Origin of the sequence: Enteroscipio rubneri (genome assembly GCF_002899715.1) — a bacterium.
GTDB classification, from domain to species: domain Bacteria; phylum Actinomycetota; class Coriobacteriia; order Coriobacteriales; family Eggerthellaceae; genus Enteroscipio; species Enteroscipio rubneri.
In genome coordinates this window covers 1-24,261 of record NZ_PPEK01000017.1, presented here as the reverse complement: position 1 = coordinate 24,261, position 24,261 = coordinate 1, and the positions used below count along the sequence as shown (strand labels likewise).

The following is a 24,261-nucleotide window of genomic DNA, read 5'->3' as shown; positions in this document are numbered from 1 at the left end:
GATCCCTTTGCAGTAATCGTCTGCCACCATGCTAAAGTGCGCGCGCCCTCCCTGCCCGCACCGTCGAAAAGTTCAGGAAGGCGTTGACGCGGCGTGCGCACCGCGTCAAGCGACAAGTCGGGTATACTTGCCGCACGCACGGGCGAACGCTCGCGCGAAGACGCCCGCGCGCATCATGCGCATCGGATTCTCAAGGAGCCGCCGTGGCAGTCAGCACCCTCGCACGTATGCTTAAGCCAAATGTCACGTCACTTGGCTACGCGCTCTTCTTGGCCATCAATGCCGCCGGTGTCTGGGGAGGCGTGTTCCCGTTCCTGCCGCTCGAGTTCCAGACTCAGGAAATCGTGTTCTGGTTCTTTCTCGCCCAGGCGCTTGTCTTCTCCGCAAGCTATTTCGCCAGCGCGCTGGGCGTATACTTCCTGCCAGGGCCGACGCGCTCCTTCCTCGTGCGGCTGGCGACGATCCCCTACCTGTCTGGCTGGGGATGCCTCATCGCCGCCATCTACCTTGAAGAATACGCGCTTGCTCTCGTGATCGCAGGCGGCGCGCAGCTGGGATTGGGATCAGCGGGATTCTACATGCTATGGCAGCGTCTGTTCGCAAGCCAGGATTCCGATGCCGGCAATCGCGACCTCATCGTGGGAACGGCGTATGCGTCCGTGCTGTATTTCTCGCTGTACCTTATTCCCGTGGCTGTGACGGCATTCCTCATCCCACTCGTGTTCCTTCCGCTGTTCGGCCTCACCATTGTGCTGAAAAGTCGACAGATCGACCGGGATCAGGCCATGTTCCAGGACGTGCCGCGCGAGCATCCAAACGTCTACCGACGCGTCCTGCACGACTATTGGCGCAGTGCGCTGTGCGTGGGGGCGCTCGGATTCTGCACGGGCATCATGCGTTCGCTGGCAATCGGCGAGCCGCAGGTCGGCTCACTCGTGAATGCGCTTTCAATGGGCGGGTCACTTGTTGTCGCCGTCGTCGTGCTCGCACTATGGCGATTCAAGAACCTGCGCCTCAACGTGGTGGGCGCCTACCGCATCGTCTTCCCGTTCGTGATCACGTCGTTTCTGCTGCTGCCGTTTTTGCCCCTGCCCTACGCTCGCTGGCTGGCCGCCATCTTATACGCCGTCTACAGCGCAGCCATCATGCTCATGATGATCCAGTGCGCCCAAGCGTCGCGCGACCGCGGCATCAACCCCATCTTCATCTACGGGTTTTTCGGAGGCATCGTGTACACGCTCCACGATGCCGGGCTCTTGGGCGGCACGTTCGCGGAGCAGATCACCATCATGGGCATCGCCCCTCTTGCAGTCGTTGCGCTTGTTGCCTTGTACCTTCTAGGACTCATGTACTTCGTCGGTCAGGGCGGATTTCGCAAGGTCCTCGGACGCGAGAACGACGCAGCCAGCATCGAGCTCGTCGCATTACGACCGCCGGAAGCGCTCGACGACTCGCGCAAACGTCACGATGCCGACATGAAAGCGCGCGGATTTCGAGGAGAGCGCGCCCGCACGACGCCGTCCACGACACCCGATGTCCCACGAAAGCGCGGCCTGGGAGAGCCGACGTACCAGGACCGCATTTCGAAGCAGGCTGCCCTCCTTCAGCGGCATTACCGTCTGAGCGCCCGCGAGACTGAGGTCATGGAGCTCATCGCACGCGGAAACACGGTTGCACGCATCGCCGAGGACCTCGTCGTGTCGGAGAATACCATTCGTACGCATTCGAAGCGCATCTACGCAAAGCTCGCCATCCACAAGAAACAGGAGTTGCTCGATCTCGTGGATTCCTTCGACCCGCGCGATCTGACGGATTGCATGCGGCCAAAGCCGCCTTCCGCTTCCTGAATACAAAGCGCCCCTCCCGATGGGCTATCTTCCGGGAGGGGCCGAGAGCATATAGCGATACCGCGCTTAGAACTGCAGGGCGTAGAACAGCACGCGAGCCGCGACAAGGGCTGCGAGCACGACGACATTGGCGATTACCAGCATCGGCACAGCCGACACCGCATCGGCGTCAACGTCCGCACGTGCGCGCTCGGCGCCAACCACGCGGAAGCCGGCATCATCGCGACGTGAAATCGGATCGTCGTCCAGCGCATCGACGGAATCCCATGGCATGGCGGCAGCGCCGGCGGTACTGCCGAGAGGAGCGGCGGAACGTTCCACGCGCGGACCGTTCAGAGAGCCGCGCATCAGCGCCAGCGTCGCGACGAAGCCCGCGATGGATACGATGAGCCACACCCACGAGCCCGGCACGGCGTCGGCGCCCGGGAAGAATGCAGCTATCGTGGCCTGCGCATTGAGGAGCTGCACCGTCACTGCAAAGATGGCCGCCACGGTGCCCACGAGCGCAACAACCAGAGCGGTTGCACCGAACCGGGTCGCCCGCGCCTCGGGAAGCGCCTTCGCCAGCGCCAGCACGAGCATGCCCAGCGGGACGCCGCTTGCCAGGCTGAAGCCGGCGAACCCGATGGGCACGATGATGGATGCCCACAGCGGCACAGCCGACATCATGTAGGCCACGCCGATGGAAACCGCATACACGACGGCCGATACGGCCGCAACCGTGGCAAACGCTTTACGCGCTCCATATGACAGGCGTCCGATCATCGCAACGATCCAGTACACCAGAGCCACGACGGCGAATGCGACCGCCATGAACGCCGCAAACCCGAACGCTCCGGGATCGATCCCCTGGATAACCAGAAGCTCGCTTTGCGGAGAAGCGAGGAATACGACAGCGGCAACGACCCCGACGGCGAGGATAGCCAGAGGCAGAAGCGTCCAGCGGTCGATACGCCTCAGCGTGTCGACCGAAAAACGCGTTGTGAGAAACGCACAGGCCAAACCGATGAATGCGCCCGATGCCATGGGCGCGGCCGCCGTGAAGAACACGAGCGGTAGTTGCATGTACACCAAATCCATTGGGCATCAACCTCCTCAGAGCCGAACGCTCTTAGGTCGCAGGAACAGTGCGGCCATCGTAGGCACTCGAGAAGATGCTGTCGCGGCGCTCGTCTCGATTCCTCTCAGATGTTTCCGCTTCGAAGCGAATCCGCGATGAGCGTACGATGCCTGTGCCGGTGAATTCGGTTGTAAAAAGTGCGCGATCTGCGGGCGTTCGCAGTAACCTTGACGCTCGCAGCCTACCCCTCCTCGCCGAACAACACGTCGAACAGGTAGCGCGTGATGGTGGCGCGGCGCACCACGCCGATGAGCCTGCCGTCCTCGTCGATGACCGGCACCTTCTTGAACTTCTTCTTCGCCAGCACGTCGGCGATCTCGCCCACGGTCTGGTCGGCCGTGGCACACAGCACCTTCTGCACGGCCAGCTCCATGACGTTGCGATGCTTGAGCGCGCGAGCCTTCTCCTCGAAGGACTCGTTGTCGTACAGCACCATGTTGGCGTAGCCGCCGCCGAAGATGGAGCGCGTCTTCTGCGCGGCCACCGCCTTCATGATGTCGCCGTCGCTGATGAACCCCACCACGTGGAGCTCTTCGTCCACCACGGCGAGGCCGCTCGTGCCCAGCTCGTTGAACAGGGCCACCACCTCGCCGAGGGTCTGGTCGTAGCGGCACGTGAACGCGTCCCGCTCCATGATGTCGCCGATCGTCTGGCTCATCGTCCAGCTCCTTCCGTCGCTTCCTCCATGCATGCGGTCGACGATGCGACCGCCACAGTCCCCGTCGCGCCTTCGTCCGGTCGGGCAGACGGCGCCTTCGCCCCTGCCTGCACAAGCGGCTTCTTAGGATTGCGCACCTTCAAGATGGCGATGATCAGCGCGACCGCCGCCACCGCCGCAGAGATGCCGTACGCCACGTCGATGCCCGCCGCCGTGGACAGCACAGGACCAGCCTCGGCGTTCGCCGCAGTCACCATGGTCATCACCGTCACGATGAGCGCCGTGCTCACCGCGCCGCCCACCTGGCGACCCGTGTTGCTGATGGCGTTACCGTGCGCGATCATGTCGTTCGACAGCGCATTGATGCCCCAGGTGGTCACCGGCATGTTCGCCAGCGTCAGCCCCGAGGATTGGATGACGTAGAACACCACGAGGTACGCGACCATCGTCTTGTCGTCGACGAAGGACAGCGCCGCCAGCGAGGCGGTGAGCCCCGTCAGTCCCACGATGGCGATGACGCGCGGGCCGAACTTGTCGAACAGCATGCCGCTGATAGGGCTGAGGAAAATGGTGGCCACGGCGCCGGGCGTCATGAGGATGCCGGTTTCGAACGCCGTCAGTCCCAAAACGTTCTGCAGGTAGATGGGCAGGATGACGCTGCCCACGGCCAGCGCCGAGTTGACCACCGTCACGATGACGGCCGAGTACGCGAACGTGGGCGTCTTGAGGGCGCGCAGCTGCAGCAGCGGTTCGTCGATGTACAGCTGGCGATGGATGAACCACGCGAGCGCGACCACGCCTACCACGATGCTGCCGATGACCACGGCATGGCCCCAACCCAGCGTGCTGGCGCTGGAGAAGCCATACAGCAGACCGCCGAACGCGAACGTGGACAGGATGATGGACGGCACGTCGAGGTGCGGGCGCTTGAGCTCGCCCACGTTCGTGAGCAGGAAGAAGCTCACCACCAGCACGAGGATGGCCAGCGGGATCATCGCCCAGAACATCATGCGCCAGCCCCACGCGTCGATGATGCCGCCGGCCAGCACGGGGCCGGCCGCCGGCGCGCAGCTCATCACGATGCCGGCCATGCCCATGGCCGTGCCGCGCTTCTCGGGCGGGAAGATGAGCATGGGCACCACGCCCACGAGCGGCAGCTGCACGCCTGCGCCGGCCGCCTGCAGCACACGGCCCACGATGAGGAGCTCGAATGAGGGGGCCGCCGCGCACAGCGCCGTGCCCACGATGAACGAGACGAGCGAGACGAAGAACAGCTTGCGCGTGGAGAAACGGTCGATGAGGAACCCGGTGATAGGCACCATGATGCCGTTGACCAGCATGTAGATGGACGTCACCCACTGCGCAGTGCCGGCCGAGATGGAAAACGCGTCCATCAGCTTCGGCAACGCGGGCGACAGGACGGTCTGGTTCAGGATGGCGAGGAACGCACCGGCCAGCACGATGCCGATGACGGTGATCTCCTTGCGGGTTACCTTGTGCTGTTGGGCTATCAATTGTTGCTCGTTCAAAATGACATCATCTTCCTAATCGCACGTCGACAGGCCTGACGGCGTACGCAGCCAAGCGTACAGACGGAACGCAGCCGAGACGCTATCGCGAGGCCGTCGACAGGGTATGTACCGTATGGAACGTTGGAGATGGAAATTCGCACGCGGTCGCAGCGAAGCTCTCGAAAGGCCGAACGGCCCGAGGGCCTACGCTCTCATGCTGAAAAGCTGCGTATCGAGCGGCGCGATGAAACGTGCGTGCGCGCTCACAAGCTGCCTTTCCACACGCCCGGGCCTACCTCGCCCGCCAAACGGAACGCGCCCGAACAGGCGCGCCGACGGCGGCCGGCAGCCAAGGAATATGCGAAGGAAGTCGATTGCATGACGGGCAAGTATAGCGGAGCCGCAACCCCCCGTGGTTCCGAGAAAGTGCACCGCTTCAAGCGAATTTCACAATCCCGCTCATGCAGTCGAGCGCGATACTCCAACCGGCAGGGCGGTCGGACCAACGTGCTAGTCTGTGACGTCGCCCGACTGGTGCAGGCTGATAGAGTCGCCGACGAACGTCGAGGGCGTCTGCGCGATCACATAAAAGAAGTCTTTGGTGCGAGCGGGGATCTCGCGCAGATCGTACCACGTCTGACCGCTGTATGAACGGGAGTCGCTCGCCACCCCCACGGCTTCCATGCCCAGCCCGTTGGCGTCGTAGATTGCGCGGTACAGATGGTAGGTCTGCGTCGCAATGATGATGCGCTCGGCTCCGAATACATGCTTGGCACGATACATGGTCTCGTATGTGGAGAACCCGGCATGGTCGCAGAACACGTCCTCGCTCGGCACGCCTTGCGAGATAGCGTAGTTCTTCATGCCTCTGACCTCGTTGTATGACACCGTGCTGTTGTCGCCGCTCATGATGAGCTTGGGCGCTGCTCCAGCAAGATACAGCTCGATGGCCACATCGAGACGATCCTGCAGGATGCGAGACGGCGTGCCGTCGGAGAGCACTGAAGCGCCCAGCACCACGATGGCGTCGGCATCGTAGGCGGTCGTCTCCTCGATACTGACGATGGCGGGCTTCGAGGTCGCGATCACTGCGGCGTTCGTGCACGCAACGACAAGGGCAGCCGCAACCGCGCCGACAAGCAGCACGCCAGCCGCACGCTTCAACCACCGTTTGTTTCCATGAGCGCTCATAGATCCCGATGATAGCAAAGACGCTGCACGCCCGAACGGAGCAAGCCGCCTCGCCATCGAAACTCGAAGCCGAATCCACGCAAATTGCGGGGCGAAGACGGTGCCTGCGTGCAAAGATCTTGCCCCCGAAGCGCAAGTGCCGAATGGGCCGAGCATACGGAGACGGAGTATGCTGGCCGCCGTTGACGAGAATAAGCCTTCGGTCCTCTGCCTTTCGACGGCCTTTGCGCGCCGGCATCCATCTTCCCCGCTCAAATGCAGGCATGCAGCATAGTCCGCCGACAAGCAAACTCTCGGATCGCTCGATCCGGTATCGCATCGGCATGGGCATAGGAACGTGCAACTTGCCGTCATATCCCGACGCATGCTACACTGGACGGCATCATCACCCCGCAGCCGCCCCAATGCCAAGCGGCCGCTTCTGCAAGGAGAGCGATACATGAAGTTGTAGCGATGCCCCCATCTCGACGTATCCCTTGGCGTTGCATGGCGCCGGGCTTGCGCGGATCCGCATCGCAGCTTCATAGGCATCCCGCCCTCTCCCTCACGCGCTTCGCACGCATGCCGCCCGCGAGCATCCGCACAGGCCCCTTCACGAAGGAGGCCTCCATGGTTCTCACTTTGCACGACATCCGCTACACCTACCCCGGCTCGCCTGCACCGGCGCTTGACCTCGTATCCGCCACGTTTGCGGAAGGCTGGTGCGGCATCGTAGGCGACAACGGCTGCGGCAAGAGCACGCTCGCGCGCATCGCCTGCGGTCTGCTCGCACCCGATTCCGGTTCGACGTTCCCGCGCCTGTCGGCCGCGTACTGCCCTCAGGACGCGTCCACCCCGCCTGAGATGCTGGAAGACTTTGCCTGCGACTTCTCCCGCGAAGCCCAGCGCCTGCGCGAGAGCCTTGGCATCGAGGACGACATGCCCTGGCGATTCGGCGCCTTGAGCTACGGAGAGCAAAAGAAGCTCCAGGTGGCGTGTGCGCTCTGGCAGAATCCCACCGTGCTGGCGCTCGACGAGCCTACGAACCATGTCGACGCGCCCTGCCGCGATGCCCTCGCGGACGCGCTCGAAGGCTTTCGCGGCATCGGCCTGCTCATCTCGCACGATCGCGCCTTGTTGAATCGGCTGGCGGATCGTTGCCTCATGCACGAAGCAGGCAGTTGGACCATGCGCCCCGGCGGCTATGACCGGGCGCATGGCGAGCAGGAGCGCGAGCGTGTCGAGGCATCGGCTTGCAAAGAGGCCGCCAAGCGCGAGGCCGCGCGCCTCGCGTCGGAAGCCGACGCCCGAGCGCACCTGGCAGCGCGCACGGCCAGCCGCCTGAGCGCGCGGCATCTGGACAGGCACGACCGTGACGGACGGGTGCGTAGGCAACTGGCCGTGTACTCTGGAAAAGACGGCCAGGCCGGCGTGCTCGCCTCGCGCATGGACGCCCGCGCTGCCCGGGCGAGCGAAAAGGCCGCCGCCATCCGCATCGCGAAACGCTACGATGGATCGCTCTGGATGGATGCGCGTCCCCATCCACGCGCGACGCTCCTATTCATGGACGAGCACGACATCGCCTGCGGCCAAGGAAGCCTGCAGCTGCCGAAGCTAACGCTGGGTCACACCGACCACGTGGGCGTGAGCGGGCCGAACGGCGGCGGCAAATCCACTCTCGTGCGGCATGTGCTCGAGCAGCTTCCCGCCGACGTGCCCACGCTTGTCATTCCCCAGGAGGTGGAACGGGACGAGGCCGGCCGCGTTCTCGCACGCCTGCATGACGCCGATGAGATGCGACGCGGCAGGCTGCTCTCCTTTGTCACGCAGCTCAATTCGAGCGCCGAGCGCATCCTGGCCGGCCGCGACGTCAGCCCCGGCGAGATGCGCAAGCTCATGTTGGCCGAGGGGGTTCTCGACGGCCCGTCTCTCATTGTGATGGACGAACCCACGAACCACCTGGACCTCCATTCAGCAGAAGCGCTTGAGCGAGCTCTTGCCGCGTACCCCGGCGCGCTCATCGTCGTCTCGCACGACGAGGCTTTCCTGGACGCCTGCACGAGCATCCGCTGGACCGTCGAAGAAGGGCGTGTGAACGCGAGATGATCCGACAACTGGAGTGCGCGTTGCCGCGCCCCTACTTCGCGACGATGTTCACCAGGCGGCCAGGGACGACGACGACCTTCTTCACGTCCTTGCCCCCGAGCGCCGCCTCGACGGCGGAGAGGGCGGCGGCGCGCACGTCGTCCTCGGGGGCGTCGGCGGCCACCGTGATCTTGGCCTTCACCTTGCCGTTCACCTGCACGGCCAGCTCCACCTCGTCGGCCTTGGCCTGCTCGGGGTCGAACTCCGGCCACGGCTGCTCGTAGGCCGAGCCCTCACGGCCCAGCACGCTGCGCCACAGCTCCTCGGCCCAGTGCGGGGCCATGGGGGCCATGAGCTTCACGATGACCTCGGCGGCCTCGTGGTCGAACGTGCGCGAGAACGCGCAGGCGGCGCGCTGATCCGCCGAGCACTTGCGCAGATAGTCGCCCGCGGCGTTGCACAGCTCCATGATGGCGGCGATGGCGGTGTTGAAGTTGTTGCGGTCGAAGTCGTCCGCCACCTTGCCCACCACGCGGTGGCGTTCGCGCACGAACTTCTCGAGCGCCTTCTCGCCCTCTTCCCGCGAGGCGCCCTCCTGGTAGAACGTCTCGTCGCCCGCCTGGCCCACCAGGTCGTTCACGATGCGCCACGCGCGGTTCATGAACTTGTAGATGCCCGCCAGGCCGTCCTCGTTCCACTGGAGCTCCTTGTCGGGCGGCGCCATGAACAGGATGTACGTGCGCACGGCATCGGCACCGTAGCCGGCGATCATCTCTTCGGGCGAGATGACGTTGCCCTTGGACTTGCTCATGACCTCGCCGTGCTCGTCCAGCACCATACCCTGCGTGAGCAGGTTCGCGAACGGCTCGTCGAAGTCCACGAGCCCCAGGTCGCGCAGCACCTTCGTGTAGAAGCGGCTGTACAGCAGGTGCAGGATGGCGTGCTCGATGCCGCCGATGTACTGGTCCACCGGCAGCCAGCGGTTCGCCTTCTCGGGCGCGAACGGCAGCTCCTCGTTATGCGGGTCGGTGTAGCGCATGTAGTACCAGCTGGAGCACGTGAACGTGTCCATGGTGTCCGTCTCGCGCTTGGCCGGGCCGCCGCACACGGGGCAGGTGGTGTTCACGAACGCCTCGTGCGTGGCCAGCGTCTCGCCGGCGGCCAGGTCGATGTCCTTGGGCAGGCGCACCGGCAGGTCGCGCTCGGGCACGGGCACCAGGCCGCACTCCGGGCAGTAGACGGCCGGGATGGGATTGCCCCAGTAGCGCTGGCGGCTGATGAGCCAGTCGCGCAGGCGGAACTCCACCTTGCGTCGCCCGCGGCCGGCCGCCTCGAGGTCGGCGATGATGGCGTCCACGGCCGGGCTGTGCTTGCCGCCCACCATGCCGGTGTACGTGCCGGACTGCACGAGAATGCCCTCGGCGTCGTAGGCATGGTCCCAGTCCACCGACGTCACGCGGCGCTCCTGCACACCGTTGAGCTGGGGATACAGCGGGTCGTCCTCGCCCAGGATAATGGGGATGATGGGCAGGTCGTACTTGCGCGCGAACTCGAAGTCGCGCTGGTCGCCGCAGGGCACAGCCATGACCGCGCCGGTGCCGTAGTCGCTGACGATGTAGTCGGCCACCCATACGGGCACCTTCTCGCCGTTGATGGGGTTCACCATGTAGCGCCCGGTGAACGCGCCGTGCTTCTCGCGGTCACCCTGGGCGCGCTCCACAGCGCTCACCTTGGCGGCCTGCTCCACCACCTCGCGCACGCCGGCCTCGTACTCGGTGCCGGCCACGAGGTCCATGAGGCCCTTGTACTCGGGCGCCAACAGGAAGAACGAGCAGCCGAACAGCGTGTCGGGACGCGTGGTGAACACGGTGATGAGGTCGTCCTCGGTCGGTTCGGCGGGCGCCTCGCCGTCGGGCCCGCACAGCGTGAACGTGACCTCGGCGCCCTCGGAGCGGCCGATCCAGTTGGCCTGCATCTGCTTGACGCGCTCGGGCCAGCCGTCCAGCTGGTCCAGGTCGTCCAGCAGCTCCTGGGCGTAGTCGGTGATCTTGAGGTACCACTGCGTGAGGTCGCGCTTCTCCACCGCGCCGTGGCAGCGCCAGCACTCGCCTTCGGTAACCTGCTCGTTCGCGAGCACCGTCTCGCAGTTCGGACACCAGTTCACCGGGCTGTTGCGGCGCTCCACCAAGCCCTTCTCCCACATCTTGAGGAAGATCCACTGGCCCCAGCGGTAGTACTCGGGGTCGCACGCCACCACGGTGCGGTCCCAGTCGTAGCTGAAGCCCATGCGCTTGAACGACGCCTTCTGCGTGTCGATGTTCTGGTAGGTCCACTTCGCCGGATGGCTGTGGTGCTTGATGGCCGCGTTCTCCGCCGGCAGACCGAACGCGTCCCAGCCCATGGGGTGCAGCACGTCGAAGCCGCGCATCTTGGAGTAGCGCGCGATGACGTCGCCGATGGTGTAGTTGCGCACATGCCCCATGTGGATGTCGCCCGAGGGGTACGGAAACATCTCCAGCACGTAGCGCTTCGGCTTGGAGGCATCCTCGGTCACTTTGTACAGGTCGGCGTCGGCCCACGCCTTCTGCCAGCGGGGCTCGATCTCATGCGGGTTGTACTGTTTCATGGCGGTGTCTTTCCTTGGACGAGCGGGGCGAATCGTAATTGCCTATTGTAGCAGGTGTGGCAAGCGCGCAGGAAGTTATTCGCTTACGTTGCCGGTCAAGCGGCATACACGGATGAAGCGCTTCGCACCCACTGAAAGCAAAGCGATCAACAGCTTATCTCTTTTCAAACGCATCAACGAGGTCGATGACCTCCTGTTTGCTATGCACACCCAGCTTCACGTAGATGTTCTTCATGTGCGTTCGCACGGTGTTCTTGGACACCACCAGCTTATCGGCGATGTAGGGCAGATCACGCCCTTTCACGATGAGGCCGAACACTTCCGTCTCGCGCGCCGACAGACCCGCATCGCGCGCAATGGCGCCGCATACATCCCGTGCACCCTCGACTTCGCCATCCACCGCACCCGCCGGTTTCGACTCCCTCCAGCGGAACTTGATCGCGAAGAATACGGCTGAGAGGCCGTACACCAACACGAGCGCCAAAACCAGCAGGTGGGCAAAACCGAAGTCGCTGCCGCCTTGCAGCGCGTGGCCCACCACGAATCCGGCCGTCATCGAAGAGTACACGAATCCCGCAAACACGCCCACAACAATAATGGGGTCGACGTGCAGGCTCTCCGATTTTTGCAGACAGGCGAGCTGCATGAGGATGGACATGACGCCGAACGCAAACAGCGAAAACGATATGAAAGCCACCCGATAGCTGTATCCGAAAAAGGGCATCAGCAGAAACCCCGTCGCCATAATGGGGAACAGAAGCTGAAATACCAGCTCAATATGCACGTATTCGTGAAACCGATACCAAGCAATGCCGAGAGCGAGCGAGGCAAGCAGCTGGGAAAACACAAACGAGCTCTGCAGGACAGCAGAGAGCGACGGATTGCTCAAACCGAGCGCATACACGATCTGCCACACGAACCCGAACGCCGAGACACACAGTACAGGCTTCCAAAGGTCCCGAAAGGGCGTCTTACGCGCCCATCCGAGCATCGCAGGATACACATCTGATGGAGCGTCTTTTCCCACCGCCCATAGGATGCCAGCCGACACCAGGGCTGCGCACACGCTCATCGTAATCGGATAACCGAAAAAGCCGACGAGCGAAACCGCCAAGAACAGCAGGACCCCTAAGGCACTTGCAATCATAAGGCAGTAGCCAGCAACGAAGATTCCACGCAGGGAGAACGCCTTTTGCCACAGCATAAAGAGCACGGCGCTCCCAATCCCTATGAAGCCTGCCCCCAGCATGGCCATCCAAACAGACACGAGACTCGCCGCCAGAACCGACAGGCCCCCGAGAGCGATAAGGCCAGCGGCGACGCAGAGGACGCGCCCGAATCGATACGACCCGCGTCGCTTCCAAGCGCAGTACGCGCCGAGGAAGAAGCCACCTGAAAAGAACAGGAGGCGCACAAGCCCGAACGTGAACGCGGCCTCTCCTGAAAGCAGGCTCGATTCCGGCGTGCGAGAGCCGTCCCATACGAGGATGGTAACGGACAGCAGGTAAAAGGCCCACCCCAAACACGGCGCGACATGCCGGCGCATCGAAACCCCCTCCAGAAACGCGCGCGCCTCCGATGCGTCCCCTTTTAAAAACCCGCCGCATGAAGCCTGCACGCTTATCCGTTTCCCAACCCCATTATAAGCCCCGAAGGTTTCCCGCCTCCCGTTCGTTCACCTCCGTCATATATGCAATGCTGGAATTCACATCTGGGATGTGAGGCCCCGTAGCGCTTTTCCCGCACGGGGGAGGAAGCCCGCTGCGCCCCACAACCCTACGATGCATGCATCGGCGAAAAAGCCGGCCGCATGAAACAAGGAGGGAGCTATGAGCATGGATCGTCGTTCTTTCATTAAGGGTATGGCAGTATCGGGAGTCGCCGCGACCGCAGCAGGCCTCGCCGGATGCGCGGCCGCCCCGAACAAGGGCGGAGCTGCGTCAGGGTCTGGGAATGCATCGGCGTCCGCCGAGGCGGGCGCGAAGCGCTATTCGTTCGAAACGCCGCCCAAGTCTATCGAGGAATCCCAGATCGCAGAGACGTATGAAGCGGACATCGTCGTGGTCGGCGCCGGCGTGTCCGGTATGGTGTGCGCCGCGTCCGCAGCGCAGGAGGGGGCGGACGTGATTCTGTTCGCCGCCAGCACGGCACCGGTGTTCAGGGGCGGCTCGAACCATGGCATCGGGACCAAAGCCCAGAAGCGTTACGGCATCGACTACAACGCGAACAACCTGTCGCCCATGATCAAGAAGCAGATGGCCGACGCGGGGTATCTGATCGATCAAAAGAAATGGTGGAAATGGATCAACCACAGCTCCGAATCGATGGATTGGCTCATTGACGTCATGGAAGAAGCCGGCTGGGAAACCACGATCGAAGTCGGTTACGACGACCCTGACGGCGTGTTCAGCTTCCAGCCGTCAGCCCACAACTGGATCAGCGACGAGGTGACCAACGGATCCGCGAACGGCCAAGGGCTGGTCGTCTCCGAACTGGAGAGGATCATCCTCGAAAACGGCTGCCGGATTGACTACCGGACCGTGGCGCAGCACCTGGTTCGCGATGACGATAACACCGGCCGCGTCAGCGCGGTCGTTGCGCAGAACGAGGCGGGCGACTACGTCAAGTACATCGGCCGAAAAGCCGTCGTCTTGGCGACAGGCGATTTCTCCGGCGACCGGGAGATGATGGAGAAGTACTGCCCGTGGGCGATGGACTTGCTCGATGAGAACTGGAGCCTTGACTACGATGCGGGATTTCAATTCGGGGGCCTCTATCCCGGCGACGGCCAGAAGATGGGGCTGTGGGTAGGGGCAGGCTGGCAGAAGGTGTATCCAAACGCCCCCATGATTCTGGGCATGATAGCCGCCCAGCTGCCGTCCCAGATCGGCGTGCAAAACTACACCGGGCCAAACCTCAACATGAACGGCGAGCGCTACATGAACGAAGACACCACGGCAACCTACTCGGTCATGAGCGTCATGAACCAGCCGGAGCGCACAGCCTACTTCATCTGGGAAGCCGCTTACGCATACCGCTATGACACCTGGTGCGTTGGCGGAACCACCATCGACCAGGACAACGGCCCCAAGCCGAAGACGTCGGAGGAGATTTTGGCTGAATGGGAGGCTGCAGCGGAAAATCGGGCGTACGTGAAGGCCGATACGATCGAAGAGCTGCTCTCACAGCTTGACGGCATAGATGCCGAGCAGGCGAAAGCCACGCTCGAGCGGTACAACATGTACTGCGAAAACGGCGTGGACGAGGACTTCCACAAGGATCCGCGCTACTTGGCACCCGTGAAAACGGGGCCGTTCTTCGGATTCAAGTACCAGGTTGATCCCTCTGCGTTCCTGTGCGTCACCGGCGGCCTCCGCACCAATGAGAACATGCAGGTCTGCGACGAGAACGACGTCCCCATCGACGGCCTGTACAACCTGGGCGTTATGGTGGGCGATTCGTACGGCACCCTCTACAACTTCGGCGTGGAAGGCCACAACCTAGGCATGAACTGCATCACGTTCGGCTATCTGGTTGGCAGGGATCTCGCGCGCGCTTAACGGGGCTCCCCTGTTACCCCTCTGGCGGCATCGCGTCCCAGCATGTTCAGGACGCGATGCCGCTTTCGAAAGCGCAGTTGCTGCGCGAGAAGCTCCAGCGGCATTCCTGCAGCATACCGAAAGCCAATTGCAGGTCCGCCGCCGAAACAGACTTTCACCCACCGATTTAGGTATCCGCCTACCCTTGCCACTCCCTCTGCATGACCTCCCATTTCGCATCGCGGGCGGCTTCGACGACGGCGATATCCTCGTCGGTGAGCGCCTTGAAGCGGCCTTGGCTTCTCAGGTACGCCTCGACGCTGCCGAACTCCTTCGGGTTGCGGCTCAGATGGAAGCGCCCACCCGGCTGGCCGCTCAGCTGCTCGCCCTCGTACTCGGCCAGATACCACAGCCCGCAGTCCACGATATCCTTCGCCATGTCCACCATCTCGTCCTCGGCGCGGCCCCAGCCGGTCGGGCACGGGGCGATCACGTGGATGTAGCGCGTGCCTTCGATATCCCGTGCCCGCTCCACTTTGCGGATGAAATCGTTGAGATACCCCACGCTCGCGGTAGCGGCATAGGGAATGCCATGAGCAGCCACGATCTCGAACAGGTTCTTCTTCTGCGTCAGGCAGCCGCGTGCGTTCGCTCCGACTGGCGTGGTGGTGGTCTTGGCCCCGAACGGCGTGAGCGAGCTCTTCTGGATGCCCGTGTTCATATATGCTTCGTTGTCGTAGCAGATGTACAGCACGTCGTCGTTGCGGTCGATGGCGCCCGAGAGCGCCTGGATGCCGATATCAGCCGTACCGCCGTCGCCCGCGAAACCCACCACGGTGCAATCGTCGGGCTTTTTGCCCTGCGCGCGCAGCCCCACCTCGATGCCGGTCAGCACGCTGGCCGTGGCGGCGAAGGGCGTGATCATGGCGTTATTCGCGAATGAGAGCTGCGGGAAGTTGAACCCGACGGCGCTCATGCAGCCGGCCGGCAGAGCGGCCACGGCGTTCGGCCCGAGCACCTTAAGTGCTGCGCGCACGGCGAGCGACCCGCCGCAGCCGGCGCACGCCTTGTGCCCGAAGAAGAACTCGTCGTCGGCGATGGTTCTCGCGTTCACGGCCATGGCTATCGGCCCCCTTCCGCACCGAGCACATCCGCCGGCGAATCAATTCCCAGAAATGAAACGCGGGGCACGTCCGCGCCCTCGGCCGCCTGCTGCAGTACGCGGAAGATACCGGCCACTTGTGCCTCTGATATGTCGTCGCCGCCCAGACCGCCCACGAAATTGTACGTAGGCATCATAACGCCCGCCTGATGCAGGGCAGCATCCACGTTTGTACACACCGTGCCCTCTGCCCCGAACGAAATGTCCTGCTCGAGCACGCCAACGGCCTTCGCACCGCGCAGCGCCTCCACGACGAGGGCACTTGGCATCGGGCGCAGATATCGGATGCGCACGAGCCCCACGCGCACGCCCTCTGCGCGCAGCTGCTCGATCACTGAACGTACGAGTCCCGCCGTCGATCCCAGCGTCACAATAATGAAATCCGCATCGTCGCAGGCCACTGTCTCGATCATACCGGAATAGCGCCTGCCGAACACAGCGGCGAAACGTGCTTCCACGCGCTCGATGACCGCCGGGGCGTTCATCATGTCGCGATGTTCCCAGTACTTGTAGTAGCGGTTGTACTCGGGGCCGGCCGAATAGCCGATGTTCGTCGGGTGATCGAAGTCGAAGCGGTTGCCAACGCCGTCGTAGGGCGGCAGGAACGCGTCGGCCTGCTCGGGCGCAGGCACGTCCACCGTCTCGTAGGTGTGCGTGAGCGCGAAGCCGTCCAGGTTCACCATCACGGGCGTGCGCACGGCCGGGTCCTCGGCTACCGCATAGGCCATGAGGGCCAGGTCGAGCGCCTCCTGGTTGTTCTCGGCGTACACCTGGATCCAGCCGTGGTCGAGCAGCGCAAGTGAATCGCGCTGGTCGCCGTAGATGTTCCACGGCAGCGCCGTCGCACGGTTCGCGTTCATCATGACGATGGGGAACCTGCCGCCCGACGCGTAGGTCAGGCACTCAGCCATGTACAGCAGGCCCTGGCTCGACGTGGCCGTGAACGTGCGCGCGCCCGTGGCCGACGCGCCGATGGCGCACGAGAGCGCCGAGTGCTCGCTTTCCACGTGCACGTACTCGGCGGCCAGCGAGCCGTCCTCCACCATCTCGCTCAGGCGCTCCACCACCACCGTCTGCGGCGTGATGGGATACGCGCTGATCACCTGCGGGCGCGCCAGCCGCACGCCTTCGGCGAGGGCCTCGTCGCCGGAAAGGAACCGCTTCATCGGGCATCCGCCCCCTTCGCTTGCTCGCTTGCGTTCGATGCAAACGCGATTCCCGCAGTCGCGGCAGAGCCTTCGACAGCAGTCGGCGCATCAGCTGTGCGCTCAGAGGCAAGCGCCTCTCGCTCGGATACCATGGCGATCGCCTCGAAACGGCATACCTTCGCACACACGCCGCATCCTTTGCAGAAATCGTAGTCCACCGCCACAAGCGCCGGCCGTCGCCGTTTCGGTTTCGCACCGTCCACCTCGGTTGCATCTGCGCCTGTGCTCGCTCCAACGGCATCGTCGAAGTCCGCATCAACCTTGTAAATCGTTCCATCCGGGCAGTGCATATAGCACTCCAAACAACCGGTGCACGCAACGCGATCCACCACGGGGCGGACGTTGCGCCACCCGGCGTTCTTCGCAACGAGGAAGCCTGCTTCATAGCATGTCGAGCGCGCATACTTCTCAGGTTGCAGCTCATCGCAGCGCAGCGTAGGAATGGCGCAACCGTCCGGTCGCGGCGGCTGCGGAGCACCCGCGAGAGCGACGAAGCGGTCGATGGTTCGATCAACGGATTCCGCAGCTGCACTTTCCGAGCGCTCGGAATCGGCCGCTCCTGCATGCGGCGCGCCATCCGCCTCGGAGCACGCGCTGCCGAACGCGCCGTCGCAGCTGAGCCGCTCCACCAGTTCGCGCGCCGCATCCACGAGGGATATGTTCTTCGCATGCAGCTTGGGTGGCATGTACTGACGTATGGCCTCCTTCACATCCTCGGCTCTCACGTGCTCGCACAAGGCCGAAATCGCCCCCAGGAACACCGTGTTGGGAATGGGCCGCCCGAGGACGGCGGCGGACATGCCGTCGGCATCGATAGACAGGATGCGAGGGTCGTGAAAAGCGAGCACGCTGTTCACAAGCACGAGACCGCCGGGTTTAAGCTCGTCGGCCCACTCATCACCGAGCAGGGTATCGTCCAGATACACCACGTAGTCAGCCCGCGCAACAGCGCTCCGATCGCCAATGGGCTCATCGGCCAACTTCGTGAATGCGCGCATGGGCGCGCCGCGTCGCTCGGGTCCGAACGAAGGAAACGCGAGCGCGTGCCTCCCATCTATCAACGATGCCGCCGCGCCGAGCAGGCGCGCTGCCGTAAACGCGCCCTGCCCCCCTCGGCCATGCCAGAGTACTTCGATCATGAGCTTCTCCCGTACGCCCTTGATAATATCCCTGCAAGTATAGCGCTCCGGCGCAGAATAGCCTCGCGAAGCCTGGCGCGAAGCTCGCAGAACCCTGCCGACGGCAAGCGGTCTGGATCGCACAGGCATTCGAGCGCCAAGAGACCTGAGCGCGAGCCGATGCGAGCAAATTCGAGCGCGTTTCTACTCCCTTTGGCGCGCAAGTCTTCCACCATGGCAATGCACACGAATCAACCTGCCAATCAGCTTCGAGGAGCGCGTCGAAAACCGCGTTTGATGCTGCTGTGGATATCGGGAATAGCGCGGACGATGAACTATAATTCGGAGCTATGAGACGTCTTGAGAAGGATCCAGCCACCAAACCCCGCAGTCATGCGCGCGAGAACGGACGAGCCGAGATGCGCGACCCGCGCCCGGCCGATCGCGGCCTCTCCGCGCGCCATGTCCGCACGTCCGAGGACGATGCGCAGTCCGCGCGCGGACACGGCGCCCACGCATCCGCCTCCCCTTCGGACACCACGCCCTTCCTCGGCGCATCCGCGCGCGCCCGCCAGGACGAGGCCACCAAGAAACCCCGCAAGCCCAACTTCATCACTCGACAGGTAAACCACTGGTGCAACCGCCTGCTCGGCGCCGTGTCGGAGCGATCACTGGCCGCCCAGGAGGAGCAGTACGCCGCGCATCGCACCACGCGCGACTACGTGTGGAACTCCATCGGCATCGGGGCCTGGGGCATGGTGTTTCCCATCCTCACCGTCGTGGTCACGCAGCTGGTGGGCGTTGAGCAGGCCGGTATGTTCTCCATGGCGTTCGTCACCGGCATGCTGCTCATGTACCTGGCGAACTACGGCGTGCGAACCTACCAGGTGTCGGATTTGGACGAGCGGCATTCGTTCTCCGACTACCAGCTGAATCGCTGGATCACCTGCGCCATCATGGTAGCAGTCGGTTTCGCGTATTGTTCGATCCGCGGATATGCCAGCGACATGTTCACCATCAGTCTGGGCGTGTACATGTACAAGATGGTCGATGGACTGGCCGACGTGTACGAAGGCCGCCTGCAGCAGGTGGACAAGCTGTACCTCGCCGGCATTTCGCAGGCGTTCCGCTCTATCGTGGTGCTCGTGGTGTTCTCGCTCGCCCTGCTCGTCACGCACAATCTCGCCGTAGCCTGCATCGTCATGGCCGTGGCGGCAATCGTCACATTCGTGGTGCTCACCTTCCCGCTTGCGCTGTTCGAAACGCCGAAATCTCGCCGCGTGAGCCCCTCGAGCGTGACCATGCTGTTTAAAAACTGCTTTCCGCTGTTCTTGGCACTGTTCCTGTACGCGCTCATCGACAACATGCCGAAGTTCGTCATGGAGGGCGTGCTCAGCTACGACAACCAGCTGTACTTCAACGCGCTGTACTTCCCCGCGCAGGGCATCCTGCTCACCATCGGGCTCATCTACAAGCCGCTTCTGGTGCGCATGGCCGAAGCGTGGAACGACCCCGCCAAACGGGGGAAGTTCGACCTCATCATCGTTGCCATCATGGGCGTGATCGTAGCGTACACGGGCGCGACGGCGCTCGTCATGGGTTGGATCGGCATTCCCATCATGAGCTTCCTGTACGGACTGGACTTCGAGCAGTTCCGTGGCCTCCTGTTCATCATGATTGCCGCGGGCGGCGTAACGGCGGCCATCGACTTTTTGTACCAGGTCATCACCGTGCTGCGGCGGCAGCGGGCCGTGACGAGGCTTTACATCATCACGTTCGGGTTCTCGCTGTTCGTGCCGCTTCTGCTGGTGAACTTCACGGGGCTGCCGGGCGCGGTCATCGGCTACCTCATTGTCATGTGCATCCTGCTGGTGCTGCTGGTGAGCGAGTACATCGGCATCCGACTCGGGTTCTCGAAGGAGACCGAAGACGCGGCGGCGGGAGTCAGCAGCCCGATCGGCGTCCGTGGTTCCGGCGCGACGGCAGCGGCGCGCGCCGCTGCCCACGAGAAGGTGCGCGTCCGCGCGATCAAGGCCGAGCTGGAGGTCGAAGACGCAGCAACGACGCGCTCCATGTCCCCCGCCCGCGCAGCCGCCCATGCCAAGGCCCGTGCCCGCTCCGAAGAGCCTTTCAGCGCCCTGAGCGCCCCCGACGACGAGAACCCGCAGCCGCAGTAAGTTGCGGGATCGACCGAGAAGGCGTCCCGATTGGCGTAGTAAGTCAGCGAGGCCGGCCGCAGCGTCGGCTTCATTCCGGTGGTCGGCCGATCGCCGGAACCCCTAGAACCGCGCGTACCTCACGAGGTTCTTCTTGAGGGTGTCGACGAAGCGTTGGCCGATGTCGCTGAGCGCTTCGCCCTTGCGCACCACGTAGCCGAGATGCAGCTTCACGTCGGTGTCGAGCGGCACGGTGTTGAGGCCCGCGCCGTCGGAGATGCCCACGAGGATGCCGCTGGTCACCGTGTAGCCGTTGAGCGCCACGATAAGCTCGGACAGCGACGCACGGTCAGTGCACGCGATGCTCTTGGCGCGCGGCACGCTGGCGAGCGCCTCCTCGGCAAAGGCGACCGGCGAGTCCTCGTCCTGCTCGAAGTAGAGGTACGGGAAATCCTCCATGTCCTCCAGCGTCAAGCTAGCGGCGTTCACCATCGGGTGGCTCTTCGGCAGCGCGACGCGCGGAGCCGACTGGATGAGCTCAACGAACTCGAGACCCGCCGCGTCGAGCGCGGCGTTCACCTCGTCGGCCGTGGCCGACGTCTCGAACAACACGCCCAGCTCGCTCTTCCCGCTCACGACGTCGTCAATGACGCCCTGCGTCGTGCGGTCGCGCAAGGCATAGCGAAAGGAATCGCCACCGAGGGCAAGCACCGTGTGCGCGAATGTCTGCACGTTGAACAGATAATGCTGGCCAGAAACGGCGAAGGTAGTTTCAGTGGTCATAGGAGGTCCCTTCTTGTAATCCTATAGGTCCAAACAAGTCAGCGAGGGTTCGCGTGGTGCCCGAGATCCGTGCGATGGCGAAGGCGAAGCGTACTTCGGTACGCGAGTCTTCGTCAGCGTGCGGAGATCGAGCGTCACGCGAAGCCGCAGCGTCGAGCCGTTCCGCCGTTCGGCAGAACGGCGGAACCTACTGACAGCGCTCGTCGATGAAGCGCGATGCCTTGTGTTCGGACGACGTGCCCAGCTTACCTGCATCATACACGATGACCTTGGCCGGGCGCACGCCCGTGTGCGCCTTGAGCGCAGCTTCGGTGCGGCTCGCCACCTCGTCGTAGGGCTCGTCGCTGCCGAGCGAACGCTCGACGGACACCTCGTACTTGCAGGTGAAGTTCTTCTCGTACACGCGGATGGAGTACTCGCCTGTGAGGCCGTCCAGGCCGCGCACCACGTACTCGATGTCGCTGGGAAACACGTTGACGGCGCCCACGATGAACATCTCGTCCTTGCGGCCTGTCACGTGGATACGGGCCAGCGTGCGGCCGCATTCGCAGGTGTCGGTGCTCACGTAGCCGATGTCGCCCGTACGGAAGCGGATCATCGGGCGGGCCTTCTTGCACAGCGTCGTGTACACGAGCTCGCCCGTCTCGCCCGGCGCCAGCACCTTGCCGGTCGTCGGATCCACCGTTTCCACGAGGATCTGGTCCTCCACGATGTGCAGGCCGTCGTGCGCCTCGCAGGCGGCCGCACACGCGCCGTAGATGTCGGACAGGCCGTAGAAGTCAACGACCTTCGCGCCCCACAGGTTCTCGATGGCCTCGCGTGTGGACGTGATGGAACCGCCCGCCTCGCCGGCCACGATGATGGTGTGGATGTTGAAGTCCGCCTTCGGATCGAAACCCTTCTGCTTCGCAATCTCGCCGAGGTGCCACGCGTAGGACGGCGACGTCCAGATGACCGTGGGCTGGTACTGCTGGAGCACGAACAGCAGGCGGTCGGACGGCACGGCCCCCGCCCAGATGGCCAGCGCGCCCAGGCGCTGCGCGCCGATGACGTCGGGGCCGCCCACGTACAGGGCGAAGTTCAGGCCGTGCACGTAGCGGTCGTTCGGGCGCATGCCCGCCTGCCAGAACAGGCGCGCCTCGGTATCCTGCCACAGGTCGAAGTCCTCCTGCGTGAAGGGGCTGACCGTAGGGACGCCCGTCGAGCCTGATGAGGTGGCCATGAAGATGACCTCCTCTTCGGGCACGCTGCACATCTCGCCGAAGAAGCTTCCCACATGCTGCGTCTCGCGCTCCGTCTTCTTATCACAGAAGGGGAACTTCGCGATGTCGTCGAGCGTCTGGATGTCGGCGGGCTTCACGCCGGCCTCGTCGAACGCGCGCTGGTAGTACACCGTGTTGTCGTATGCATAGGCCACCATATCCTTCAGGCGTTGCAGTTGCAGCGCCTGAAGTTCCGGCCGCGGCATGCATTCGATCTCCGGATCGTAGTACTTCTGATCGTAGGGGATGTTTTTCGCCATGGTTGCTCCTTGTTCGTCATGCTTTTTCGTCGCCGTTTTCGCACTCCACGTTGGCCGGCGGCCGTCGCCTCTTGCATCGCCCTGCATTCGCCAGCCTTGTTCGTCAAGCTCGTTCTTTGTCCGGATGCCGCTGCTGAAACGCCGGAGCATTTCAGTCTTCGGATATTCACTGTGGAACGTTTGCTTATCCCAGGCGCATCTGCCCGCCCTCCGGAACATGCAGCGTATTGCATGAAACCACGAACGCGTGCTGAACACAACCGCTCAGGTCATTCGATGTTTTGATGCGCCGCTATCGTTCTTTACTATAACCCGGTACAATGACAGGAAGAAGGCCGCAAGCTAAGGGTACTCGGATCGGCCGCTCGAGAGTATCGATCCGCTGCGGTCGCTCGGACGACAGGACGGAAGACATCATGACCTTGCAGCAGTTGCGCTACCTCATCGCCATAGCCGAGTACGGCTCCATCAACGCCGCAGCTCAGAACCTGTACGCTTCGCAATCGAATCTTTCCACCGCCATCAAAGAGCTCGAACGAGAACTGGGAATCGGCATTTTCACCCGAAGCAATCGAGGCGTCACGCTCACGAACGACGGAACCGAGCTTCTCGGTTACGCCCGCCAGGTCATCGAGCAGGCCGACATGCTGGAAAGCCGCTATGCGGACAAGAACGCCGCGCACCTTCGACTCGCCGTTTCCACACAGCACTACGCATTCAGCGTGCAAGCCTTCGTCAACGTGGTAGAGGCATGCGAGAACGACGACTACGAATTCATCCTGCGCGAGAGCACGACGGCCTCAATTATCGATGACGTGCGGTCGTTTCGCAGCGAGGTAGGCATCCTCTACACCGACGACTTCAACCGTCGCGTGCTGTACAAGGCATTCGCGGACGCAAACGTAGCCTACAATCCTCTGTTCGACGCGCGGGCCCATGTGTTCGTCGGCGAGCAGCACCCTCTCGCGCAAGCCAAGCTGTTGCGTCCTGAAGACTTGGAACGCTATCCACGCTACTCGTTCGAGCAGGGCACCGCCAACTCGTTCTATTATTCGGAAGAGCCGCTCAGCTACCTGCCGCACAAAGGAAACATCCGCATTTCAGACCGAGGCACGCTTACCAACCTGCTGACCAGCCATAATGGCTATACCCTATCCACCGGCGTGCTTTCAGCCGAAATGCAGTCGGGAATCGCGAGCATCCCGCTCGACGTCGACGAGACCATGCAAGTAGGCTATATCATGCATAACGAACGTCGTCCGAGTCCACTTCTCCTGCGCTACATCGACGAGCTGCACGCCATCATCAAGCAGAACCCGACCGTCGCCGCGCGCGAGGATGGCGAGCCTCATTCCACATCGAGCGCAACCCGGGCGCGTCATCCGCAGGACGAACCTCGGCGCAGCCGATGATTAGCCAACCGGCCTTCGAACCCAGGCGCCGAGAACGAAGGGCAGCCGCAGGATGCAGAGCACGTACAGAACGCAGAAGTAGCCGCAGAACGTGGTCGGGATGCTTTAGCATGCTAAAGCATCGTCCTTCGGACTGCCAGAAAACAGGCCGGTTTGGCACGTACGATGCGCGTCGCAGAGCATTGAGCGTACCTATTTCGTACGTACAATGCTCTTTGGTACCGTCAAGAATCTTGCGCACTTTTCCGACAGCCTCATAAGCCCGCCGTCCGGTGCGGCTACCCCTCCAGCAGAGTCACGTCCAGATAGCGCCTCGAGCCCCACTCGCTCTCGGCCACGTACTT

At 63.3% G+C, this 24,261-nt stretch carries 16 protein-coding genes; 5 read left to right on the top strand and 11 right to left on the bottom strand.

Annotated elements, in window-relative coordinates; translation table 11 throughout:
* The first annotated feature begins 227 nt into the window (after positions 1–227).
* Complete coding sequence (locus C2L71_RS10695; protein WP_420841327.1) at positions 228–1,847, top strand: helix-turn-helix transcriptional regulator; 1,620 nt, start codon at positions 228–230, stop codon at positions 1,845–1,847.
* 66 nt (positions 1,848–1,913) lie between these two features.
* On the opposite strand, the gene C2L71_RS10690 is transcribed toward C2L71_RS10695, so the two are convergent.
* The 4 genes from C2L71_RS10690 to C2L71_RS10675 all read right to left on the bottom strand — a co-directional run bounded on the left by C2L71_RS10690 (position 1,914) and on the right by C2L71_RS10675 (position 6,327).
* Positions 1,914–2,927 (bottom strand): DmsC/YnfH family molybdoenzyme membrane anchor subunit, encoded by a 1,014-nt coding sequence (locus C2L71_RS10690; protein WP_103265747.1) that lies wholly within the window; start codon positions 2,925–2,927, stop codon positions 1,914–1,916.
* 221 nt (positions 2,928–3,148) lie between these two features.
* Entirely contained in the window at positions 3,149–3,625 is a 477-nt protein-coding gene (locus C2L71_RS10685; RefSeq protein ID WP_103265746.1) for a CBS domain-containing protein, read from the bottom strand.
* Positions 3,622–5,154, bottom strand: a complete 1,533-nt coding sequence (locus C2L71_RS10680) for an MDR family MFS transporter (RefSeq protein WP_239926639.1) — start codon at positions 5,152–5,154, stop codon at positions 3,622–3,624. The genes C2L71_RS10685 and C2L71_RS10680 overlap by 4 nt, the downstream gene beginning before the upstream one ends.
* A gap of 492 nt (positions 5,155–5,646) precedes the next feature.
* The gene (locus tag C2L71_RS10675; protein ID WP_103265745.1) at positions 5,647–6,327 is read right to left on the bottom strand and encodes a SanA/YdcF family protein; all 681 of its coding nucleotides are present in this window, start codon (positions 6,325–6,327) and stop codon (positions 5,647–5,649) included.
* 609 nt (positions 6,328–6,936) lie between these two features.
* Between C2L71_RS10675 and C2L71_RS10670 the strand changes: the two genes are divergently transcribed.
* The gene (locus tag C2L71_RS10670; protein WP_103265744.1) at positions 6,937–8,412 is read left to right on the top strand and encodes an ATP-binding cassette domain-containing protein; all 1,476 of its coding nucleotides are present in this window, start codon (positions 6,937–6,939) and stop codon (positions 8,410–8,412) included.
* Positions 8,413–8,443: 31 nt separating this feature from the next.
* Here the strand turns inward: C2L71_RS10670 and leuS are convergent, their stop codons facing one another.
* Together leuS and C2L71_RS10660 are read right to left on the bottom strand one after the other, a co-directional pair.
* Positions 8,444–11,017 (bottom strand): leucine--tRNA ligase, encoded by a 2,574-nt coding sequence (leuS, locus tag C2L71_RS10665; protein ID WP_103265743.1) that lies wholly within the window; start codon positions 11,015–11,017, stop codon positions 8,444–8,446.
* A 154-nt stretch (positions 11,018–11,171) separates the two neighbouring features.
* Complete coding sequence (locus C2L71_RS10660; protein WP_103265742.1) at positions 11,172–12,563, bottom strand: LuxR family transcriptional regulator; 1,392 nt, start codon at positions 12,561–12,563, stop codon at positions 11,172–11,174.
* Positions 12,564–12,846: 283 nt separating this feature from the next.
* On the opposite strand from C2L71_RS10660, the gene C2L71_RS10655 reads away from it, so the two are divergent.
* Positions 12,847–14,577: an FAD-dependent oxidoreductase gene (locus C2L71_RS10655; protein WP_103265741.1), complete on the top strand. Its 1,731-nt coding sequence runs from the start codon at positions 12,847–12,849 to the stop codon at positions 14,575–14,577.
* Between the two features lie 178 nt (positions 14,578–14,755).
* Here C2L71_RS10655 and C2L71_RS10650 read toward each other — a convergent pair whose 3' ends face one another.
* From C2L71_RS10650 to C2L71_RS10640, 3 genes are read right to left on the bottom strand one after another with little or no spacing between them, the layout of a single operon-like run.
* Positions 14,756–15,676, bottom strand: a complete 921-nt coding sequence (locus C2L71_RS10650) for a thiamine pyrophosphate-dependent enzyme (RefSeq protein WP_103265740.1) — start codon at positions 15,674–15,676, stop codon at positions 14,756–14,758.
* Between the two features lie 2 nt (positions 15,677–15,678).
* Entirely contained in the window at positions 15,679–16,884 is a 1,206-nt protein-coding gene (locus C2L71_RS10645; protein ID WP_103265739.1) for a transketolase C-terminal domain-containing protein, read from the bottom strand.
* A complete protein-coding gene (locus tag C2L71_RS10640) occupies positions 16,881–18,065 on the bottom strand; it encodes a 2-oxoacid:acceptor oxidoreductase family protein (RefSeq protein ID WP_103265738.1) in 1,185 nt (394 codons plus the stop codon). Before C2L71_RS10640 ends, C2L71_RS10645 begins: the two co-directional genes overlap by 4 nt.
* A gap of 398 nt (positions 18,066–18,463) precedes the next feature.
* On the opposite strand from C2L71_RS10640, the gene C2L71_RS10635 reads away from it, so the two are divergent.
* The gene (locus tag C2L71_RS10635) at positions 18,464–20,221 is read left to right on the top strand and encodes a lipopolysaccharide biosynthesis protein (protein ID WP_239926636.1); all 1,758 of its coding nucleotides are present in this window, start codon (positions 18,464–18,466) and stop codon (positions 20,219–20,221) included.
* A gap of 102 nt (positions 20,222–20,323) precedes the next feature.
* On the opposite strand, the gene C2L71_RS10630 is transcribed toward C2L71_RS10635, so the two are convergent.
* Positions 20,324–20,983, bottom strand: a complete 660-nt coding sequence (locus C2L71_RS10630) for a LysR family transcriptional regulator substrate-binding protein (RefSeq protein ID WP_103265737.1) — start codon at positions 20,981–20,983, stop codon at positions 20,324–20,326.
* 187 nt (positions 20,984–21,170) lie between these two features.
* Positions 21,171–22,505, bottom strand: coding sequence for a phenylacetate--CoA ligase family protein (locus tag C2L71_RS10625; RefSeq protein ID WP_103265736.1), 1,335 nt, complete (start codon positions 22,503–22,505; stop codon positions 21,171–21,173).
* A 416-nt stretch (positions 22,506–22,921) separates the two neighbouring features.
* On the opposite strand from C2L71_RS10625, the gene C2L71_RS10620 reads away from it, so the two are divergent.
* Positions 22,922–23,917 (top strand): LysR family transcriptional regulator, encoded by a 996-nt coding sequence (locus C2L71_RS10620; protein WP_103265735.1) that lies wholly within the window; start codon positions 22,922–22,924, stop codon positions 23,915–23,917.
* The last annotated feature ends 344 nt before the right edge of the window (positions 23,918–24,261 follow it).